This window comes from Catenulispora subtropica (assembly GCF_039531675.1).
In the GTDB taxonomy this organism is placed as follows: domain Bacteria; phylum Actinomycetota; class Actinomycetes; order Streptomycetales; family Catenulisporaceae; genus Catenulispora; species Catenulispora subtropica.
Genome location: NZ_BAAAQM010000061.1, coordinates 1 through 17,063, shown reverse-complemented (window position 1 = coordinate 17,063; position 17,063 = coordinate 1). Strand labels below are relative to the sequence as shown.

15 protein-coding genes are annotated in these 17,063 nt (G+C 73.8%); 14 read left to right on the top strand and 1 reads right to left on the bottom strand.

Annotated elements, in window-relative coordinates; all coding sequences use genetic code 11:
- Positions 1–25 precede the first annotated feature (25 nt).
- Positions 26–541, top strand: a complete 516-nt coding sequence (locus ABD466_RS36545; RefSeq protein WP_344661842.1) for a MarR family winged helix-turn-helix transcriptional regulator — start codon at positions 26–28, stop codon at positions 539–541.
- A gap of 42 nt (positions 542–583) precedes the next feature.
- On the opposite strand, the gene ABD466_RS36540 is transcribed toward ABD466_RS36545, so the two are convergent.
- Positions 584–2,029: an aminotransferase-like domain-containing protein gene (locus ABD466_RS36540; RefSeq protein ID WP_425558833.1), complete on the bottom strand. Its 1,446-nt coding sequence runs from the start codon at positions 2,027–2,029 to the stop codon at positions 584–586.
- On the opposite strand from ABD466_RS36540, the gene ABD466_RS36535 reads away from it, so the two are divergent.
- The 13 genes from ABD466_RS36535 to ABD466_RS36475 form a co-directional block, all read left to right on the top strand.
- Entirely contained in the window at positions 2,028–2,954 is a 927-nt protein-coding gene (locus ABD466_RS36535; RefSeq protein ID WP_344661841.1) for a DMT family transporter, read from the top strand. The two genes, ABD466_RS36540 and ABD466_RS36535, sit on opposite strands and share 2 nt — an antisense overlap.
- Positions 2,955–3,294: 340 nt before the next feature.
- The gene (locus ABD466_RS36530) at positions 3,295–5,475 is read left to right on the top strand and encodes an AMP-binding protein (RefSeq protein ID WP_344661840.1); all 2,181 of its coding nucleotides are present in this window, start codon (positions 3,295–3,297) and stop codon (positions 5,473–5,475) included.
- A complete protein-coding gene (locus tag ABD466_RS36525) occupies positions 5,472–6,476 on the top strand; it encodes an acyltransferase domain-containing protein (protein ID WP_344661839.1) in 1,005 nt (334 codons plus the stop codon). The genes ABD466_RS36530 and ABD466_RS36525 overlap by 4 nt, the downstream gene beginning before the upstream one ends.
- On the top strand, positions 6,473–7,309 hold the full coding sequence (locus ABD466_RS36520; RefSeq protein ID WP_344661838.1) for a 4'-phosphopantetheinyl transferase family protein: 837 nt from the start codon (positions 6,473–6,475) through the stop codon (positions 7,307–7,309). The genes ABD466_RS36525 and ABD466_RS36520 overlap by 4 nt, the downstream gene beginning before the upstream one ends.
- Positions 7,310–7,541: 232 nt before the next feature.
- The gene (locus ABD466_RS36515; RefSeq protein WP_344661837.1) at positions 7,542–8,351 is read left to right on the top strand and encodes an AfsR/SARP family transcriptional regulator; all 810 of its coding nucleotides are present in this window, start codon (positions 7,542–7,544) and stop codon (positions 8,349–8,351) included.
- A gap of 288 nt (positions 8,352–8,639) precedes the next feature.
- Positions 8,640–9,911 carry a beta-ketoacyl-[acyl-carrier-protein] synthase family protein gene (locus tag ABD466_RS36510; RefSeq protein WP_344661836.1) on the top strand — a complete coding sequence of 424 codons (1,272 nt, stop codon included), beginning with the start codon at positions 8,640–8,642 and terminating at the stop codon, positions 9,909–9,911.
- Complete coding sequence (locus ABD466_RS36505) at positions 9,908–11,290, top strand: ketosynthase chain-length factor (protein ID WP_344661835.1); 1,383 nt, start codon at positions 9,908–9,910, stop codon at positions 11,288–11,290. The genes ABD466_RS36510 and ABD466_RS36505 overlap by 4 nt, the downstream gene beginning before the upstream one ends.
- 109 nt (positions 11,291–11,399) lie before the next feature.
- Positions 11,400–11,681: an acyl carrier protein gene (locus tag ABD466_RS36500; RefSeq protein WP_344661834.1), complete on the top strand. Its 282-nt coding sequence runs from the start codon at positions 11,400–11,402 to the stop codon at positions 11,679–11,681.
- A 147-nt stretch (positions 11,682–11,828) separates the two neighbouring features.
- Positions 11,829–12,635: a cyclase family protein gene (locus tag ABD466_RS36495; RefSeq protein ID WP_344661833.1), complete on the top strand. Its 807-nt coding sequence runs from the start codon at positions 11,829–11,831 to the stop codon at positions 12,633–12,635.
- Entirely contained in the window at positions 12,632–13,516 is an 885-nt protein-coding gene (locus ABD466_RS36490) for an SDR family NAD(P)-dependent oxidoreductase (protein WP_344661832.1), read from the top strand. Before ABD466_RS36495 ends, ABD466_RS36490 begins: the two co-directional genes overlap by 4 nt.
- Positions 13,517–13,638: 122 nt before the next feature.
- Positions 13,639–14,580, top strand: a complete 942-nt coding sequence (locus ABD466_RS36485) for an aromatase/cyclase (protein WP_344661831.1) — start codon at positions 13,639–13,641, stop codon at positions 14,578–14,580.
- A 219-nt stretch (positions 14,581–14,799) separates the two neighbouring features.
- Positions 14,800–15,129 carry a TIGR04351 family putative TOMM peptide gene (locus tag ABD466_RS36480; RefSeq protein WP_344661830.1) on the top strand — a complete coding sequence of 110 codons (330 nt, stop codon included), beginning with the start codon at positions 14,800–14,802 and terminating at the stop codon, positions 15,127–15,129.
- Positions 15,129–17,063 (top strand): TOMM precursor leader peptide-binding protein (locus ABD466_RS36475; RefSeq protein ID WP_344661829.1); only part of this gene is annotated, 1,935 nt, incomplete at its 3' end. The genes ABD466_RS36480 and ABD466_RS36475, both read left to right, overlap by 1 nt.

The following is a 17,063-nucleotide window of genomic DNA, read 5'->3' as shown; positions in this document are numbered from 1 at the left end:
CCCCCCGATACGGTACGTTCGCCCCGTGCGCGCGGACGGCATACCCGATCGAGACCTTCGCCAGACGGAGGACGCCGCCGCCCAGGAAGTGACGACCTCCCTCCTCGCGGCGTCCCGTCTGATCGTGGCCCTGTCCGTCCGCGCCCTGGCCGATGTCGACGAGACCCTGACCCTCCCCCAGCTTCGCACCCTGGTGGTCCTCGCCGACCGCGCCCCCCTCAAACTCTCCGACCTGGCCACCGAACTCGGCGTGAACCCCTCCACCGCCCTGCGCATGGCCGACCGCCTCGCCACCGCCGGCCTCCTGGCCCGCCAGCCCAACCCCGACAGCCGCCGCGAACAACTCGTCCGCCTCACCCCCGCCGGCCACGACCTGGTCCGCACCGTGATGGACCGCCGCCACGCCGAGATCGCCGAACTGGTCCGCCACCTGCCCGAGGCCGACCGCGCCGGCCTGGTGCGAGCACTGCGGGCGCTGACGGCCGCGGCGCGGGACACGTATCCGGACTCGCCGGACCATCCGGGGCTCAGGCTTGGATGACACGGGGCGACGGCTCTATCGGACGTGGTCCGGCGGAGCTCCCTAAGGCTCCGTTGTTGAGCGCACCAACGGCCCCAACCGCCGCACCGCCTCATCGACGTCCGTCGCCGAAGGCGCCGCCACGTAGCTGATCCGCACGTGCGGGGCGCCGTTGTCGCCGGCGTAGTAGTTCGTGCCGGGAGTGACCAGGACGCCGGAGGACAGGGCCGTGGCGGCGAACTGCTCGTCGTCGAGGTGCGCGGGGAGGGCGACCCACAGGTGGTAACCGCCGTGGGGGCGGAGGGCGAGGGCGTGGGCTCCGAAGGCTGCCTCGGCTGCTGACAGGGCCACTTCGCGGCGGTGGCGGAGTGCCGTGCTCAGGGTGCGGAGTCCGCGGCGCCAACTGGGTGCGGTCACCACTTCCAGGGCTGTCAGCTGGAGGGGTGCGGGGACCAGCAGGGTGTCGACGACCTGGGCTGAGCGGAGGCGGGCCAGGACCGGGCCGCGCGCTGCCAGGGCGCCGACGCGGAGGTTCGGTGACGTGGCCTTCGTCAGGGATCTGATGTGGACGATCGTGCCGTGCGGGTCGTCGGCGATCATCGGTGGTGGCACGGGGCCGGCGTCGGCGTGGGCCAGGAGGCGGACGAAGTCGTCCTCCACCACGAACGCCTGGTGCCGGTGGGCCGCGTCGCGGACTTCGCGCCGGCGGGTGGGTGACATGCAGGCGCCGGTGGGGTTCTGGAACAGCGGCTGGACGACCACCAGGCGGGCGCCGGTCCGCTGCAGGGCCTGCTCCAGATAGTCCGAGCGCATTCCCTCGTGGTCCACCGGGACCGGGACGGCGCGCAGGCCCGCGGCGTGGGCGGCGGCGATCGTGCCGGGGTAGGTCGGCGACTCGATCAGGACCCGGTCGCCGGGCTGGGCGAGTGCCCGCATCGCGGTGGCCAGGGCGCTCTGTCCGGCGCCGCAGATCAGGATGTCGTGGCGGCTCAGGCCCCCGCCGATGTCGGCCGCGAACCAGTCCCGCAGTTCCGGGACGCCGCCCACCGGCGGGCGGGCCCAGGCCTCGGGGTGCTTGGCCGCCCGCGACAAGGCTCCGGCCAGGGCGGCCAGCGGCTGCAGCTCCGGGTGCAGGTAGCCGCCGTTGAGGTCGACGACGTCCGGTCCGGCCGGGGACAGCATCCCCATCAGCGCCGACGCCTTGAAGCCGCGGACCACGCCGGCGGCCGACGCGTCCTGGGCCGACAGTTCCAGCGCCGGCTCCTGCCACGACGTGTCGCGCTCGGATGGCAGAGGGCGTATATCGGTCCGGAACGTCCCCGCGCCCGGACGCGAGCTGATCAGACCGCGCTGCGTCAACAGGGCCAGCGCCTGCGACACCGTCGTGCCGCTGGCGTTGAAGCGCCGCACCAGCTCCCGGTGCGTGGCGATCCGCGTGCCGTCCGGCAGCGGTGCTATCTCCCGAGCGAGCACCTCGGCCAGATCGCGCCAACTGCTATCGTTCTTCATGGAAGCCCAGCGTAGCGCTATCGTCCCAGCGCGGATATCGCCACTGCCCACCAGCCGGGGCGCCGACCGCGCCGATGGCACCCTCCTCGCCGCCCTCGGAGTCCTCGCCTTCTCCTTCAGCTTCCCCGCCACGCACGCGGCGCTCGCCGGCTTCGGACCGTGGAGCGTCACCGGCGTCCGCGGCACGCTCGCCGCCGTCATCGCCTTGTCAGCCCTCTGGTTCAGTGGCGCCCCGCTGCCGCGCCGGGCGGACTGGCCGGGCCTCGCGGTGGTCGCCGCCGGCTGCGTGATCGGCTTCCCGCTGCTCACCACGCTCGCTTTGCAGACCTCGTCGACGGCGCACTCCGCGGTCGTGATCGGCGTGCTGCCGATGGCCACCGCGACGATCGGGGCGCTGCGCACCCGGCGCCATCCGTCCCGGGCGTTCTGGGCCGCGGCCGCCACCGGTGCGGCCGCCGTGATCGCCTTCACCGTCTCGCAGAACCACGGCCGCCCGACCGTCGCGGACCTCTCCCTCTTCGGCGGCCTGCTGACCTGCGCCGCCGGCTACGCCGAGGGCGGCCGTCTGTCCGCGCGCCTGCCCGGCTGGCAGGTCATCGCCTGGGGCGTGGTGCTCGCCGCGCCGGTCAGCCTCGCGGTGTGCGCCCTCGCGCTGCCGCGCGAACCCGTGCACCTGTCGGCCGAGGCGGTGGCCGGGATGGCGTACCTCGCCGGCGTCTCGCAGTTCGGCGGATTCGTGGTCTGGTATCGCGGGATGGGCCTGATCGGGGTGGCCCGCGCCAGTCAGCTGCAGTTGGCGCAGCCGCTCCTGACGCTGGTCTGGGCGGTGCTGCTGCTCGGCGAGCGCATGACCGCCGCGGTGCCGGTGACGGCCGTGGTGGTGCTGGGCTGCATCGTCGTCACCCAGCGGGCCCGGGCCGCCTGACCGCCGTCACACCGCTTCCTGACCGGCGCCCGAGCTGGGGCCGAGCCGGGCCACGGTATACACGGTCGACCGGCCTCCGGAAAACCGGCGATCATGGGCAGGACCGGCCATCTTACTGATCCGTATCAGAGGGAAGAAGGGCACGATCGAAGTCGTGAAAACCTCATAACGGCCCCTTGATATCAGGCCCGGGGCGAAACCCGGCCTGGCCAGGGGAGCGCCCGGAAGCGCCGCCCGGCGCCGTCCACCCGCGCTCGTCTTCCCCCCAAGATCCGTTCGAGGCGCGTTCGAGCCGCCGCGAGCAGACTGCGGATCAAGTAGTTCCCCGAATTGTTCACGGATGAGCGGTCGGCGGGGCTCGAGGGGAATTGACATGCCTGGATACGGAAACCTTACCGAGGTCATCGCACGTTGGGGAGCGGAGCGAGCGGACCGTTGCGCGTTGATGGTGGTGAACGGCGAGGGGGCGCGGCGGGTCGGGTACGGCGAACTGGACCGGGACGCCCGCCGGATGGCCGGCTGGCTCGGGGACAGATACGGGGCGGGGGAGCGAATACTCGTCCAGCAGCGGGACGCGCGGCTCTTCGCGGTGTCGGTGCTGGGCTGTCTTTACGCCGGTCTCACCGCGGTCCCGGCGCCGGCGCTGGGCGGTGCGGCGAACGTCGAGCGCCGGGTGCTGGCCCTGGGCCGGGACGCCGCGGTCTGCGCGGTGCTCACCGGCGCCGAGGACGCCGGCGCGGCCAGCAGGGTGCTGGCCATGGGCGGCTACGGCCACGTCGACTGCGTCGCCGTCGACACGCTGCTGGAACAGGACAAGACCCCGGACGCCGCGGACTGGCGGATGCCCGCCCGCGACGGCCACGACATCGCGCTGCTGCAGTACACCTCCGGCTCGACGCAGGTCCCGCGCGGCGTGGTGATCCAGCACCGGCACCTGCTGGCGAACCAGGCCGCGATCCAGCGCGCCCTGAACACGGGCCCTGATTCCGTGTTCGGCGGCTGGCTGCCGCTGCACCACGACATGGGCCTGGTCGGCCAGCTGCTGCACCCGCTGTACCTGGGTGCCACGGCCGTGGTGATGACGCCGGAGGCGTTCGTCCGCGATCCGGCGCGCTGGCTGCGGATGATCGCCGAGCACCGGGTGCGGGTCTCGGGCGCGCCCAACTTCGGGTACCAGCTGGCCGTGGACCGGGTCCGCGACCGGGACCTCGCCGGGCTCGACCTGAGCTGCTGGGAGATCGCGGTCAACGGCGGCGAGCCGGTGCGGGCCGCGACGATGCGGGCCTTCCAGGACCGCTTCGGGCGGGCCGGCCTGCGGCCCGGCGCCCTGCGCGCGGCGTACGGCCTGGCCGAGGCCACGCTCATGGTCTCGGTCACCGGCCCCGGCACCGCCGCGACCACGCTGGACGTGGACCGCGGCGATCTGGAGCGCGGCCGGGTGCGGCCGGCGGCCGAGGGCAAGGCCGGACGCAGCCTGTCCAGCGTCGGCGCGGTCCGGGACCTGGAGGTCCGGATCGTCGACCCGGACTCGGCGCAGCCGGTGGACGCCGGCCGGGTCGGGGAGGTCTGGCTGCGCGGCCCCAGCATCGGGGCCGACTACTGGCGCCGCCCGCCGGGCACCACCCACACCTTCCACGGCAGCGTCGACACCGGGGCCGCCGACTGGCTGCGCACCGGCGACCTCGGCCTGCTCGCCGACGGCCAGCTCTACGTCACCGGCCGGCTCAGCGAGCTGATCATCGTGGCCGGCCGCAACCTGCACCCGCTGGACGTCGAGCGCTCGGTGCAGCACGTCAGCGCCGCCTTCGGCGCCGGGGTGGCGTTCAGCGTCGAACCGGACGAGGAGCCGGAGCAGATCGTGGTGGTGCAGGAGGTGCGGGCGGCCGGCCGGCGCCGCGGCGAGGCCTCGCCGAACTTCGCGCAGCTGGCCGTCGCGGTCCGCGAGCGGGTCGCCGAGGACTTCGCGGTCCGCACCGGCGGCGTCGTGCTGGTGCGGCCGGGCACCGTGCGCCGCACCACCAGCGGCAAGCTGGAACGGATCGCGGTGCGCAACCTGTTCCTCGGCGGCCGCATCGAGGCGCTCTACGAACTCGTCGACCCCCCGGTGCAGGCCCTGGTCCGGGCCCGGGCCCGGGGCCCGCGCCGGGGCTCGGCGATGCGCCCGCCGGCGCACCGCTCACCGGACGGCGTCCTGGCCCCCGCCGTCCCGCGCGAGCGGCGCGAGGCGGCGCTGCGGTCCTGGCTGGGCACCCGGCTGGGCCGGCACCTGCGGCATCCGGGCATCGCCCACGACGCGGTGCTCTTCGAGCTCGGCCTGGACTCGGTGGCCGCGCTCGGCCTGTGTGGGGACATCGAGGCGCGGTTCGGGCTGCCGGTCGCGGCCACCGTGGCCTTCGACCACCCCACCATCGGCGACCTGGCCGCGTACCTGGCGGACCGGCTGGAGGCGGCCGGCCCCGGAGCCGGCGCGCGGTACGGCGCCGACGACGATCCGCTGTTCGACGAAAGGAACCGCCCGTGACCGGCACCACGCCATCCGGCGCGCCCCCTTCGGCCGCCTTCGTCTTCCCGGGCGACGGGGCGCAGTACCCCGCGATGACCGCCCGTCTGGTCCTGGAGAGCCAGCGCTACGGCGCGCACCTGCAGGCCGCCTCGGCCGCGCTGCAGCCGCACACCGGGATCGAGCTGCTGGACCTGATCGTGGCCGGCGACGACCGGATCGACGAGCCGGGGCTGGCCGAGCCGGCCCTGTTCGCCGTGCAGTACGCGCTGGCCCGCACCCTGCAGGAGTTCGGCCTGGCGCCGTGCGCGGTGCTGGGCCACGGGCTCGGCGAGTTCGCCGCCGCGGTCTCGGCCGGGGCGCTGCCGCTGGGCCGGGCCGCCCCGCTGGTGGCCGGCTACGGCACCGCCACCGACGAGCGGTTCGCCGAACTGGCGGACCGCACCCCGACCGCGGTGCCCCGGACCCCGTACTACTCCAGCGCCCGCGGCCGGCGGCTGTCCGGCGAGGTGCTGGACGGCGACTACTGGGTGGAGCTGCGCACCGGGCCGGAGCGGTTCGAGCCGGCGCTGGCCGATCTGCTGCTGCTGGAGGAGCCGGGGACGGTGGTCGAGATCGGGCCGCGGCCGGTGCTCAGCGGGCTGGTGGAGGCGATGGGCGACGGCCGCGCGGTGTGCCTGCCGGTGTGCCGCTCGCTGGACGCCCCGGCCTCGGCGTTGTACGAGGTGCTGGAGCGGGTGGGCCTGGGCCGCCGGGCCGACGACCCGATCACCCGGATCGTGCTCGACGCGGTCGCCGAGGTGCTCGCCGAACCCGGCGCGCCGATCGGCCTGGACGCCGCGCTGCGCAACGACCTGGGCTTCGACTCGGTCATGCTGATGCGCCTGAAGTTCCGACTGGAGCAGCAGATCCCCGAGGTGGGCCGGATCGCGCTGCGGGACATGCTGGAGTACTTGGTGACGCCGGGCGTCGTCGCCGACTTCCTGCGTCTGCAGCTGGCCGCGGCGCCCGCCGTCCCATGATCGCCCGCGGGACCGCGGCGACCGGCGCCCTGGCCGGCCGGCCGGTCGAGGTGCCCGGGCCCGACGGCCCGTGGGACGCGGTGCTCGGAACGCTCGCCGAGCACGGCGCGGTGGTGACGTACGGACTCCTGCCGGACTGGGAGCCCAAGGACGGGGACGACAAGCGGCTGCGGGCCCTGATCGGCCACGACTGGGAGCGCTACACCAAGTTCAAGCACGCGATGGCCCGCTCCCGCTTCGTGGCCAGCCGGCTGCTGCTGAAACACGTGGCCGCCGCGGTGATCTCCAGCCGCCCGGAGCTGATCGACCTGGCCTACCGGCCCGGCGGCCGGCCCTACCTGCGCGGCTGCGACCAGGTGGACATCAGCCTCAGCCACACCGACGACATGCTGGTGGTCGGCGTGACCCGGAACGGCCGGATCGGCGTCGACGTCGAGACCGCCGACCGCCCGATGCTCGGCCTGGGCATCGAGGCCCAGGTCTGCACCCCGCACGAGCTGGCCATGCTGGAGACCATCGCCCAGGCCCGCCGCAACGGCGCCATGGTCCGGCTGTGGACCCTGAAGGAGGCCTACAGCAAGGCGATCGGCCAGGGGCTCCGCTTCCGCTTCACCGAGTTCGGGTTCCGCCTCGGCGACCCGCGGGCCCGGGTGCTCCGGCCCGACGGCTCCCCGGGCACCGGCGACGAGTGGCGGTTCGGCACCTGGCTGGTGAACCGGCAGTACACGATCAGCGTGGCGCTGTGCGACTCCGGCTTCGGCCAGACCGTGGACATCGCCGCCGACACGATGCTCGACGAGGCGCTCTTCGAGGCGCTCAGCGGCGCGACATGAGAGAGGGCGGCGTGACATTGACAGAAGACGTGCAAGGCCCTGATGTCAAGGGCCATGAACGGGGGGCCGTCGTGCCGGGCTCACCCGCACCGGATGAGTTCTTCACAACCGACCTCGTGACGAGGTCACTAGGCACCCGCACCTTGTCGGGGCATGCTCTAGCCAAACTCGTGCCGGCGTCAACGGATCGCCGATCGATCGGAAACCGCGAACGTCCGAAAGGGGGAAGACAGTGGAAGTCGGACTGCTCGGCCCGCTGGTAGTCGAGGAACAGGGGATGTCCGTCGTGCCGAGCGCGCACAAACCGCGCAAGGTGCTCGCCCTGCTCGCCCTGCACGCGGACCGCATCGTCACCGTTCCCATGCTGATGGAGGAGGTCTGGGGGGACTCCGCACCGCGCAGCGCGGCCACCACTCTGCAGACCTACATCCTCCAGGTCCGCCGGATGATCGAGGCCGCTCTGCACAGCGACCCCGACCGTCAGGCGAAGGACGTGCTCGTCACCCATCACGGCGGCTACCTGCTCGAGGTCCAGCCGGGCTGGAGCGACGTGATGGAGTTCAACCGGCTGGTCGAAGCCGGCCGCCGGGCCTTCGAGCTCGGCGACGACCGCTCGGCCTCGCACCTGATGGGCCGCGCGCTGGAGCTGTGGCGCGGGGCGGCCCTCGTGGACATCCAGCTGGGACGGCTGCTGGAGCTCGAGGTGCTGGGCCTGGAGGAGACCCGGATGAGCGCCCTGGAGCTGCGCATCGAGGCGGACCTGCGCCTGGGCCGGCACAGCGAGCTGATCGGGGAGCTGCGGGTCCTCACCGCGCGGCATCCGATGCAGGAGAACCTGTGCATGCAGCTGATGCTGGCGCTGTACCGGTCCGGGAACGGATCGCGCGCGCTGGAGGTCTTCCACACGCTGCGCAAGACGCTGACCGAGGAACTCGGCATCGAGCCCTCGGCGCGGGTGCAGCGGATGCAGCAGGCGATCCTGTGCGGGGACCCGGGACTGGACCTCGCGCCGGACGTCGCGGCCAAGCGGCTGCCGGTGTGACGTGAGCGGCCTGGACCGCACCCCACGGCGGTAGCAGGACGCCGGAAGGCGCCGGTCGGCGATCGTCCCTCGGACGGTCGCCGACCGGCGCCTTCGCGTTCCGGCTCGACCCGCTCTCCACCGCCCCTCCAGCCCGCGTCGAGCGGTCCGGCCGAGCATGCCCACGGCCCTGACACCGGCGATCGGAAGAAACCAGCGCCACCATCGAAGGGGATCCCACGTGACCACGACGCAACCCGCACCGCGCACCGCCGTCTCCCTCCCGCCCACCCCGACCGGGACCCGGCGATGAACCGCGGAGTGGCCATCACCGGCATCGGCGCCGTCGCCCCGGGCGGCGTGGGCGTCAAGGCGTACTGGAACATGCTGATCGCCGGACGCTCCGCGACCCGCACCATCACCCACTTCGACGCCTCGCCGTACCGCTCCCGCGTCGCCGCCGAGGTCGACTTCGACGCCTCCCGCAGCGGTCTGTCCCAGCAGGAGATCCGGCGCATGGACCGCGCGACGCAGTTCGCCGTCGTCAGCGCCCGCGAGGCCTGGCAGGACAGCGGCCTGGACCCGGACGGCCTGGACCCGACCCGCATCGGCACGTCCATCGCCACCGCCGTCGGCTGCACCACGAGCCTGGAGCGCGAGTACGTCGTCTGCAGCGACGCCGGCCGCAAGTGGGACCTCGACCACGAGTACGTCGTCCCCGAGCTCTACCGCCACTTCGTGCCCAGCTCCATGGCCGCCGAAGTCGCGGGGGACCTCGGCGCCGAGGGTCCCGCCGCCGTGGTCTCCACCGGCTGCACCTCCGGTCTGGACGCCATCGGGTACGCCGTCGACCTGATCCGCGAGGGCAGCGCCGACCTCATGATCGCCGGCGGCACCGAGGCGCCGATCGCGCCCATCACCGCGGCCTGCTTCGACGCGATCCACGCCACCACGCCCCGCAACGACGACCCCGAGCACGCCAGCCGGCCCTTCGACCGCGGCCGCAACGGCTTCGTCCTCGGCGAGGGCGCGGCGGTGCTGATCCTGGAGGAGGCCGAGTCCGCCCGCCGCCGCGGCGCCCGCGTCTACGCCGAGATCAAGGGCTACGGCGCCCGCTGCAACGGCTACCACATGACCGGCCTGAAGCCGGACGGCCGGGAGATGGCCGAGGCGATCCGCGCCGCGCTGCGGGAGGCCCGGCTGGACCCCTCCGCCGTGGACTACGTCAACGCCCACGGCTCGGCCACGCAGATGAACGACCGCCACGAGACCGCGGCCTTCAAGCTCGCGCTCGGCCACCACGCGCACCGCACGCCGGTCAGCTCCATCAAGTCGATGATCGGCCACTCCCTCGGGGCCGTCGGCGCGCTGGAGATCGCCGCCTGCGCCCTGGCCATCGAGTACGACGTCCTCCCACCGACCGCGAACCTCTTCGAGCCGGATCCGGAGCTGGACCTCGACTACATCCCGATCACCGCCCGCGACCAGCGCACGGACGTGGTCCTCAGCGTCGGCAGCGGGTTCGGCGGCTTCCAGAGCGCCATGGTCCTCGCCGCGGCCACCGGGAGGAGCCGGTCATGAGCCGCATGGTGGACCTCGACGACGTCGCCCTCGTCGGCGGCGGAGCCCTGGAGGACTTCGACACCGGTGCCCTCGACCCGGCCGGCCTGGACGAGCCCGAGTCCCTCGCCTTCCCCGCCGACTTCGCCGACGAGCTGGACGTCGCCCGCGCCGTGGTGTCAGGGCTCGGCATCGCCGCCCCGACCGGCCTCGGCGTCGAGGAGTACTGGCAGGCCACCCTCGAGGGCCGGTGCGCCGTCGGCATCCCGTCCCGCTTCGACGTCTCGCGCTACCCGAACAAACTCGCCGCCGAGATCCCCGGCTTCGTGGCCCGCGAGCGCGTCCCCGGCCGGCTGATCCGCCAGACCGACCGCGCGACCCAGCTCGGCCTGGTCGCCACCGGCGAGGCGCTCGCCGACGCCGGCCTGGACCCGGACCGCCTGCCGGACTACGACGTCGGCGTCGTCACCGCGGCCTCGGCCGGCGGCATCGAGTTCGGCCAGCGCGAGCTGGGCCACCTGTGGAGCAAGGGCAAGCAGTTCGTCAGCGCCTACCAGTCCTTCGCCTGGTTCTTCGCCGCGACGGCCGGCCAGGTCTCGATCCGGCACGCCACCCGCGGCCCGTCCGGCGTGCTGGTGACCGAGCAGTCCGGCGGCATCGACGCCCTCGGCCAGGCCCGCCGGGTGGTCCGCAAGGGCACGCCGGTCGTCATCTCCGGCAGTGTGGACGGCGGTCTGTGCCCGTGGGGCTGGATGGGGCAGATGGCGACCGGCCGCCTGTCCACCGCGGTCGATCCGACGCGGGCCTTCCGTCCCTTCGCCGCCGACGCCGACGGCTACGTGCCCGGCGAGGGCGGGGCGATGATCGTGGTCGAGGACGCCGAGTCGGCCGCGGCCCGCGGGCTCGGCCGCGGGTACGGCGAGATCGCCGGTTACGCCGCGACCTTCGACCCGAGCCCGAAGTCGGCCCGGCGCGCCCGGCCGGCCGGCCGCCCGGCCCCGGTGCCCGGCCTGCGCCGCGCCGCCGACCTCGCGCTCTGCGACGCCGGCCTGCGCCCGGAGCAGGTCGACGTGGTCTTCGCCGACGCCGCCGGGGTCCCGGAGCTGGACCGGATCGAGGCCGAGGTGCTGGGCGAGCTGTTCGGCCCGTACGGCGTCCCGGTGACCGCGCCCAAGACCATGACCGGCCGGCTGATCGGCGGCGGGGCCGCGCTGGACGTGGCCACGGCGCTGCTGGCGCTGCGCGACGGCGTGATCCCGCCCACGGTCAACGTCGCCGAGCCGGCCGCCGAGTACCGGCTCGACCTCGTCACCGAGGCCCGGACCCGGCCGCTGCACACGGCCCTGGTCCTGGCCCGCGGGTACGGGGGTTTCAACTCGGCGCTGGTGGTGCGGTCCTGACGGGGCCGCGGGCCCTGGCGCATCGTGGCGAAAGCAACCCCGATCCCCGTCCGACCGTCGAATCCCTTATCACGCACCCGCTTCACCCCCTCACCCCCAGGAGGAACCCATGCCCGCCGGAGCGACCCGCGGCATCGACCGCGAAACGCTGACCCGACTCCTGCTCGAGGCCATCGGGCTGGAGGAGGACGCCGACCTGCAGGGAGACGACGCCGACACCCCGCTGCTGGAGCTCGGATACGACTCGCTGGCGCTGCTCCAGGTGGTCGGCCGGATCGAGGCCGAGTTCGGCCTGCTGGTCCCGGACACCGCCATCAACGACTCCGCGACGCTGGGTTCGCTGCTGGCCAGTCTGCAGAACGCGCGGCAGGCCGAGGGCATGGTCTGGTGATCCGCCAGCGATATTCGAGCGACCCCTTCAAGACTGCGGCGCGAAGCGTCTCCCCGACCGGTGGTGGTGGGAGACGGGAGGGCGAAGCCGGCCTTCCGGGCGCTTCGCGCCGTCCGCGTCCCGGGCCGCTGCCGGAGGAGTGAGAACATGAAGATCGTCGACCTGTCCACGGCGGTGGACGCCGCCCTGTGGGAACCCGAACCGGTCCAGCACGTCCCGATGTCGCCGCGGCAGGGCGCCGAGCACATGACCTCGGCCATGCACGAGCACTTCGGGCTGGAGCTGTCCCCGGACGAGCTGCCGGACGGCGAGTTCCTCAACAACGACACGTTCACGCTGACCGCGCACACCGGCACGCACGTCGACGCGCCCGCGCACTACGGCACGAACACCGAGTACGGCACCCCGCGCACCATCGACCAGCTGCCGCTGGACTGGTTCTTCCGGCCCGGGTTCGTCCTGGACCTCACCGGCCTGGACTCGCCGGTGGCCCGGCGCGAGGATCTCGAGAAGGCCCTGGCCGAGATCGCCTACGAACCTCAAGCTTTTGATATAGCGATGCTCAACACCGGTTCGTGGGTCCGGGCCGGGACTCCGGAGTACTTCACCCAGTTCACCGGGCTCGACGGCCCGGCCACGGACTTCCTCCTGGACCTCGGCGTCAAGGTGATCGGCACCGACGGGTTCAGTTTGGACGCGCCGTTCTCGCACATCATCTCCGAGTATCGGGCCACCGGAGACCGCAGTCTGCTGTGGCCGGCGCACTTCGCCGGACGCCGGCGGGAGTACTGCCAGATCGAGCGGCTGGCGAACCTCGGGGCGCTCCCCCGTCCCCACGGGTTCACGGTCAGCTGCCTGCCGGTGAAGCTCACCGGCGCCGGAGCGGGATGGACGCGGGCCGTGGCCATCTTCGAGGACGAGCACGCCGCGCGGAGAGAGGAGGTCCGGACATGACCGCCGACACCGGCACCCCCCAGCACGCCGACACCCGTACCGGCATCGCCGGGCACACCACCGGCACCCACCCGCACACCCACACCGCCACCCTCCCCGAGGCCGAGGCCCCCGGCACCGCCCTGATCACCGGCGGCACCAGCGGCATCGGCCTGGCGGTCGCCGAGACCCTCGGCGAGCTGGGCCACCGCGTCTTCCTCTGCTCCCGCCACGAGGACGAGGTGCGCACCGTCGTGGACAAGCTGCGCGGCCGCGGCGTCCAGGCCGACGGCGTCCGCGCCGACGTCACCGACCGCGCCGACGTCACCGCCCTCGTCCAGGCCTGCGTCGCCGCCTTCGGGCCGATCGCGGTCCTGGTGAACAACGCCGGCCGGGGCGGCGGCGGGATCACCGCCGAGCTCACCGACGAGCTGTGGGACGACGTCATCGCCACCAACCTGACCAGCGTCTTCCGCGTGACCCGGGAAGTCCTGGCGCGCGGCGGGATGCTCGAGCGCGGCGCCGGCCGCGTCATCAACATCGCCTCCACCGGCGGCAAGCAGGGCGTGGTCTTCGCCGCGCCCTACTCGGCCTCCAAACACGGCGTCATCGGCTTCACCAAAGCCCTCGGCCTGGAGCTGGCGCAGTCCGGGGTCACCGTCAACGCGGTGTGCCCGGGCTACGTCGAGACCCCGATGGCCGAACGCGTGCGCCAGGGCTACGCCGCCCACTGGGGCACCACCACCGAAGACGTCCTGGCCCGGTTCCAGGCCAAGATCCCGCTCGGCCGTTACGCCTCTCCCCGGGAAGTGGCGGCCATGGTGGCCTACCTCGCCGGCCCGGCCGCCGCGGCGGTCACCGCCCAGGCCCTCAACGTCTGCGGAGGGCTCGGCAACTACTGAAACACCCTGACAATACCGGAATGTAAGAGCGCTCATCCGACCACCCCACGCACCACGCACCACCCTCCCGGCTCCCGCGCCCAGGCACCGCGGTCCGGGACTGATGAGAGAGGCGCACCATCGTGGCCATCCACGACACCAAGCACGAGGTCCGGATCGACGCCGAACCGGACACCGTCTTCGGGCTCATCCAGGACGTCTCCGGCTGGCCCCACGTGTTCGGCCCCACCGTGCACGTGGACCTGCTCCTGGACGAAGGCGATTCGCAGCTGCTGCGGATCTGGGCCACCGCGCAGGGCGGGGTCCACGACTGGACCTCCCGGCGCACCCTGGACCCCGAGGCCCGCCGGGTGTCCTTCCAGCAGATCGTCTCCAAACCCCCGGTCGCCTCGATGAGCGGCGAGTGGATCGTGGCCCCCGCCGCCCCCGGCGCCTGCCACGTGGTGCTCACCCACCGCTTCGAGGCGATCGCCGACGACCCGGGCGCCGTGGCCTGGATCGACGAGGCCATCGACCGCAACAGCACGGTCGAGCTGGGCGCCCTGAAGCGGGCCGGCGAACTCGGCGCCGGCCGCGGGGAGCTGCACTTCTCGTTCAACGACGCCGAGGTGATCGAGGGCTCGGCGGCCGCGGTCTTCGAGTTCGTGCGCCGCGCCGACCTGTGGCCGCAGCGGCTGCCCCACGTCGCGCACGTGGAACTGGAGGAGGAGGCCGGGGGTGTGCAGCGGCTGACCATGGACACCGTGGCCCCGGACGGCACCACCCACACCACCACCTCGGTGCGGCTGTGCTTCCCGGACCGCCGGACCATCGTCTACAAGCAGCTGCGCCTGGCCGAGGTGATGGCCGGGCACACCGGCCGCTGGCAGTTCGAGCAGGACGGCGCCACCGTCTTCGCCCGCTCCTGGCACACCGTCACGCTGGACCCGGACGGGATCCGCGCCGCGCTCGGCCCGGAGGCCACCGCGGCCGAGGCCCGGGCCCGGGTGCGGCACGCCCTGGGCACCAACAGCCTGACGACACTGCGCACGGCCAAGGCGTTCGTGGAAGGCGGCGGCTGCTGAAATAACGTTTCGGGGTATTCGCGATCGACACGGGCGCGCTGTGGGATACTCGGCGCGCCGTCATCGTGCCCTGACCAGGCGGCGCCGTGTCCATCGGGCCCGGCGTGAAAATCTCACGCCGGGCAGGTGAGGCAGACACTAGGCCCGCGCCTCCCGCGGCCGCACAATTTCGGACAATGCCAGAGTTCGAAGGCTGGCGGACATTCGTGCAAGGGAGGCATGATGACCATGTTCGCCGAGGCGGAGACCCCCATCGAGATGGACTGGCGGTTCGCCGAGCTGGTGGCCCGCACGTGGATGGAGCCCGACCTCGCGTCCCGGTACCGGACCGATCCGGTACCGGTCCTGGCCGAATTCGGCCTGACCGTCGCCAGCGCCGCCGACGCGCCGCGCCTGGAGACGATCCCCATGGTGGAGCTGGAGATCGACGGCCTCGACGAGACCGACTTCTCCTACTCGCCACCCTGTATCAAGGACCTGACCCCGGACTGGTCCGGGGACGCCGCCCCGCGGCCGCTCGACGGCCTCCCGGTGGTCTGGGCGAGCTGATGATCGCGCAGGGGGAGCGCCGGCTGGGCTTCAAGCGGCATCTCGAGGCCGCGGTGGTGCCCGGGGAGGCCGCGTACCTCGTCTCGGCGCGGGGGGTGACCGCTCTGCGGGGCCGCGCCATCGAGGTGCTGGCCCCGCTGTTGGACGGCAGCCGCACGGTCGCCGCCATCGTCCGCGACGCCGCGCCGGAGCTGCGCGCCGACCAGGTCGGCGCGCTGCTCGCCCGGCTCGCCGAAGCGGACTTCCTGACTTTCGCCGACGCCGACGCCGAGGACGGGGACGGGGACGGGAACCGCGCCGACCCGGCCGAGCGGCCGGCGCTGGCGTACTGGGAGCTGGCCGGCCTGGACGGCGCCACCGCCGTCCGGGCCGTGGCCACCACCCCGGTGGAGCTGATCGAGGTCGGCGCGGTGGACCGGGAGTCGGTCGAGGCCGCGCTGGCCGGTTCGGGCCTGCACGTGCAGGGCCCGGACCCGGCGGAGCCGGCGCCGCTGTGCGTCGTGCTCTGCGACGACTACCTGGCGCCGCGGCTGGCCGACGTCGACCGCCGCCGGCGCCGCGACGGCCGGCCCTGGCTGCTGGCCAAGACCACCGGGCCCGATCTGTGGATCGGCCCGGTCTTCCGTCCCGGCGCCGGGCCGTGCTGGCACTGCCTGGCCCGGCGCCTGGCCGAACTCCGGCAGGCCGACCTGCGGGCGCGCGACGCGACCGGCGTGCGCCTGCCGGAGGCCTCGATCGCCGCGGCCCGCGCCGTGGCCGCCCAGCTCGCCGTCCTGGAGGCGGCCAAATGGCTGGCCGGCGTCCGCGAGGCGGGCCAGGACGCGGTCTACACGCTCGACACGCTGACCCTGACCGGACGCCACCATCCGGTCACCCGCCGCCCGCAGTGCCCGGAGTGCGGGGACGCCACCCTGGTCGCGAGCCTGGCCCGGCGGCCCGTGGTGCCCACCGCGCGGCCCCGGGCCGACGCCTCCTGCGACCGGGCCCTGGACGCCCAGGACCTCTACGACCGCTACCGTCACCTGGTCGACCCGATCAGCGGCGTGGTCCGGGAGCTGGTCGACCAGGAGCGCGCCGACGGCTTCGTCTACCGCTGCGGCGCCTCGACCAACGTGGCGGTTCCCCCCGGGCCCCACGGCCGGGGAGCGCTGATCCGGATGGTGAGCGCCGGCAAGGGCGGCAGCGTGCTCGCCGCCCGCGTCGGCGCGCTGGGTGAGGCGGTCGAGCGGCACTGCGCGGTGCGCCAGGGGGACGAGGCGGTCGTCCTGGGCAGCTACCGCGACCTGGCGCCGGCGGCCGTGCACCCGGACACCGTCCAGCTCCAGGACCCGCGGCAGTTCGCCGACCGGGACCGCTGGAACCGGGCGCACGGCGCCTCGCACTGGATCTGCGAGCCCTTCGACGAGGAGCGGATCCGGGAGTGGACGCCGGTGTGGTCGCTGACCGGGCAGCGGACGCGGCTGCTGCCCACGGCGCTGCTGTACTTCCACCACGGCCGTCCCGGGGCCTGCCGCCAGGTCTGGGCCGACAGCACCGGGAACGCCGCCGGGGCCAGCCTGGAGGACGCGATCGTCGCCGGGTTCCTGGAGGTCGTGGAACGGGACGCGGTGGCGCTGTGGTGGTACAACCGCACCCGGCAGGCCGGTGTCGACCTCGAGGTCTGCGACGACCCGCTGATCGGCCGGGCGCGCGAGGTCTGCGCGCGCGGCGGGCGGGAGCTGTGGGCCCTGGACCTCACCGCCGACCTTCCGGTGTCGGTGGTGGCCGCGGTGTCGGCGGCGGCCGGGGACCGGCCGTCGCGGCCGATGCTCGGGTTCGGGGCGCACTTCGACCGCCGGGTCGCGCTGCGGCGCGCGGTGGCCGAGGTCGGCCAGGTCTCGGCGCTGCTGCACCCGGTGGACGCCCCGGGGCCGGCCGGCGGGCCGGGGTCCGCG

Bases quoted from the DNA above. Each gene is read 5' to 3' on its own strand.
- ABD466_RS36535 (WP_344661841.1), top strand. From the start codon at position 2,028: ATGGAAGCCCAGCGTAGCGCTATCGTCCCAGCGCGGATATCGCCACTG.
- ABD466_RS36540 (WP_425558833.1), bottom strand. From the start codon at position 2,029: ATGAAGAACGATAGCAGTTGGCGCGATCTGGCCGAGGTGCTCGCTCGG.
- ABD466_RS36530 (WP_344661840.1), top strand. From the start codon at position 3,295: ATGAGCGGTCGGCGGGGCTCGAGGGGAATTGACATGCCTGGATACGGA.
- ABD466_RS36520 (WP_344661838.1), top strand. From the start codon at position 6,473: ATGATCGCCCGCGGGACCGCGGCGACCGGCGCCCTGGCCGGCCGGCCG.
- ABD466_RS36510 (WP_344661836.1), top strand. From the start codon at position 8,640: ATGAACCGCGGAGTGGCCATCACCGGCATCGGCGCCGTCGCCCCGGGC.
- ABD466_RS36505 (WP_344661835.1), top strand. From the start codon at position 9,908: ATGAGCCGCATGGTGGACCTCGACGACGTCGCCCTCGTCGGCGGCGGA.
- ABD466_RS36500 (WP_344661834.1), top strand. From the start codon at position 11,400: ATGCCCGCCGGAGCGACCCGCGGCATCGACCGCGAAACGCTGACCCGA.
- ABD466_RS36495 (WP_344661833.1), top strand. From the start codon at position 11,829: ATGAAGATCGTCGACCTGTCCACGGCGGTGGACGCCGCCCTGTGGGAA.
- ABD466_RS36490 (WP_344661832.1), top strand. From the start codon at position 12,632: ATGACCGCCGACACCGGCACCCCCCAGCACGCCGACACCCGTACCGGC.
- ABD466_RS36480 (WP_344661830.1), top strand. From the start codon at position 14,800: ATGATGACCATGTTCGCCGAGGCGGAGACCCCCATCGAGATGGACTGG.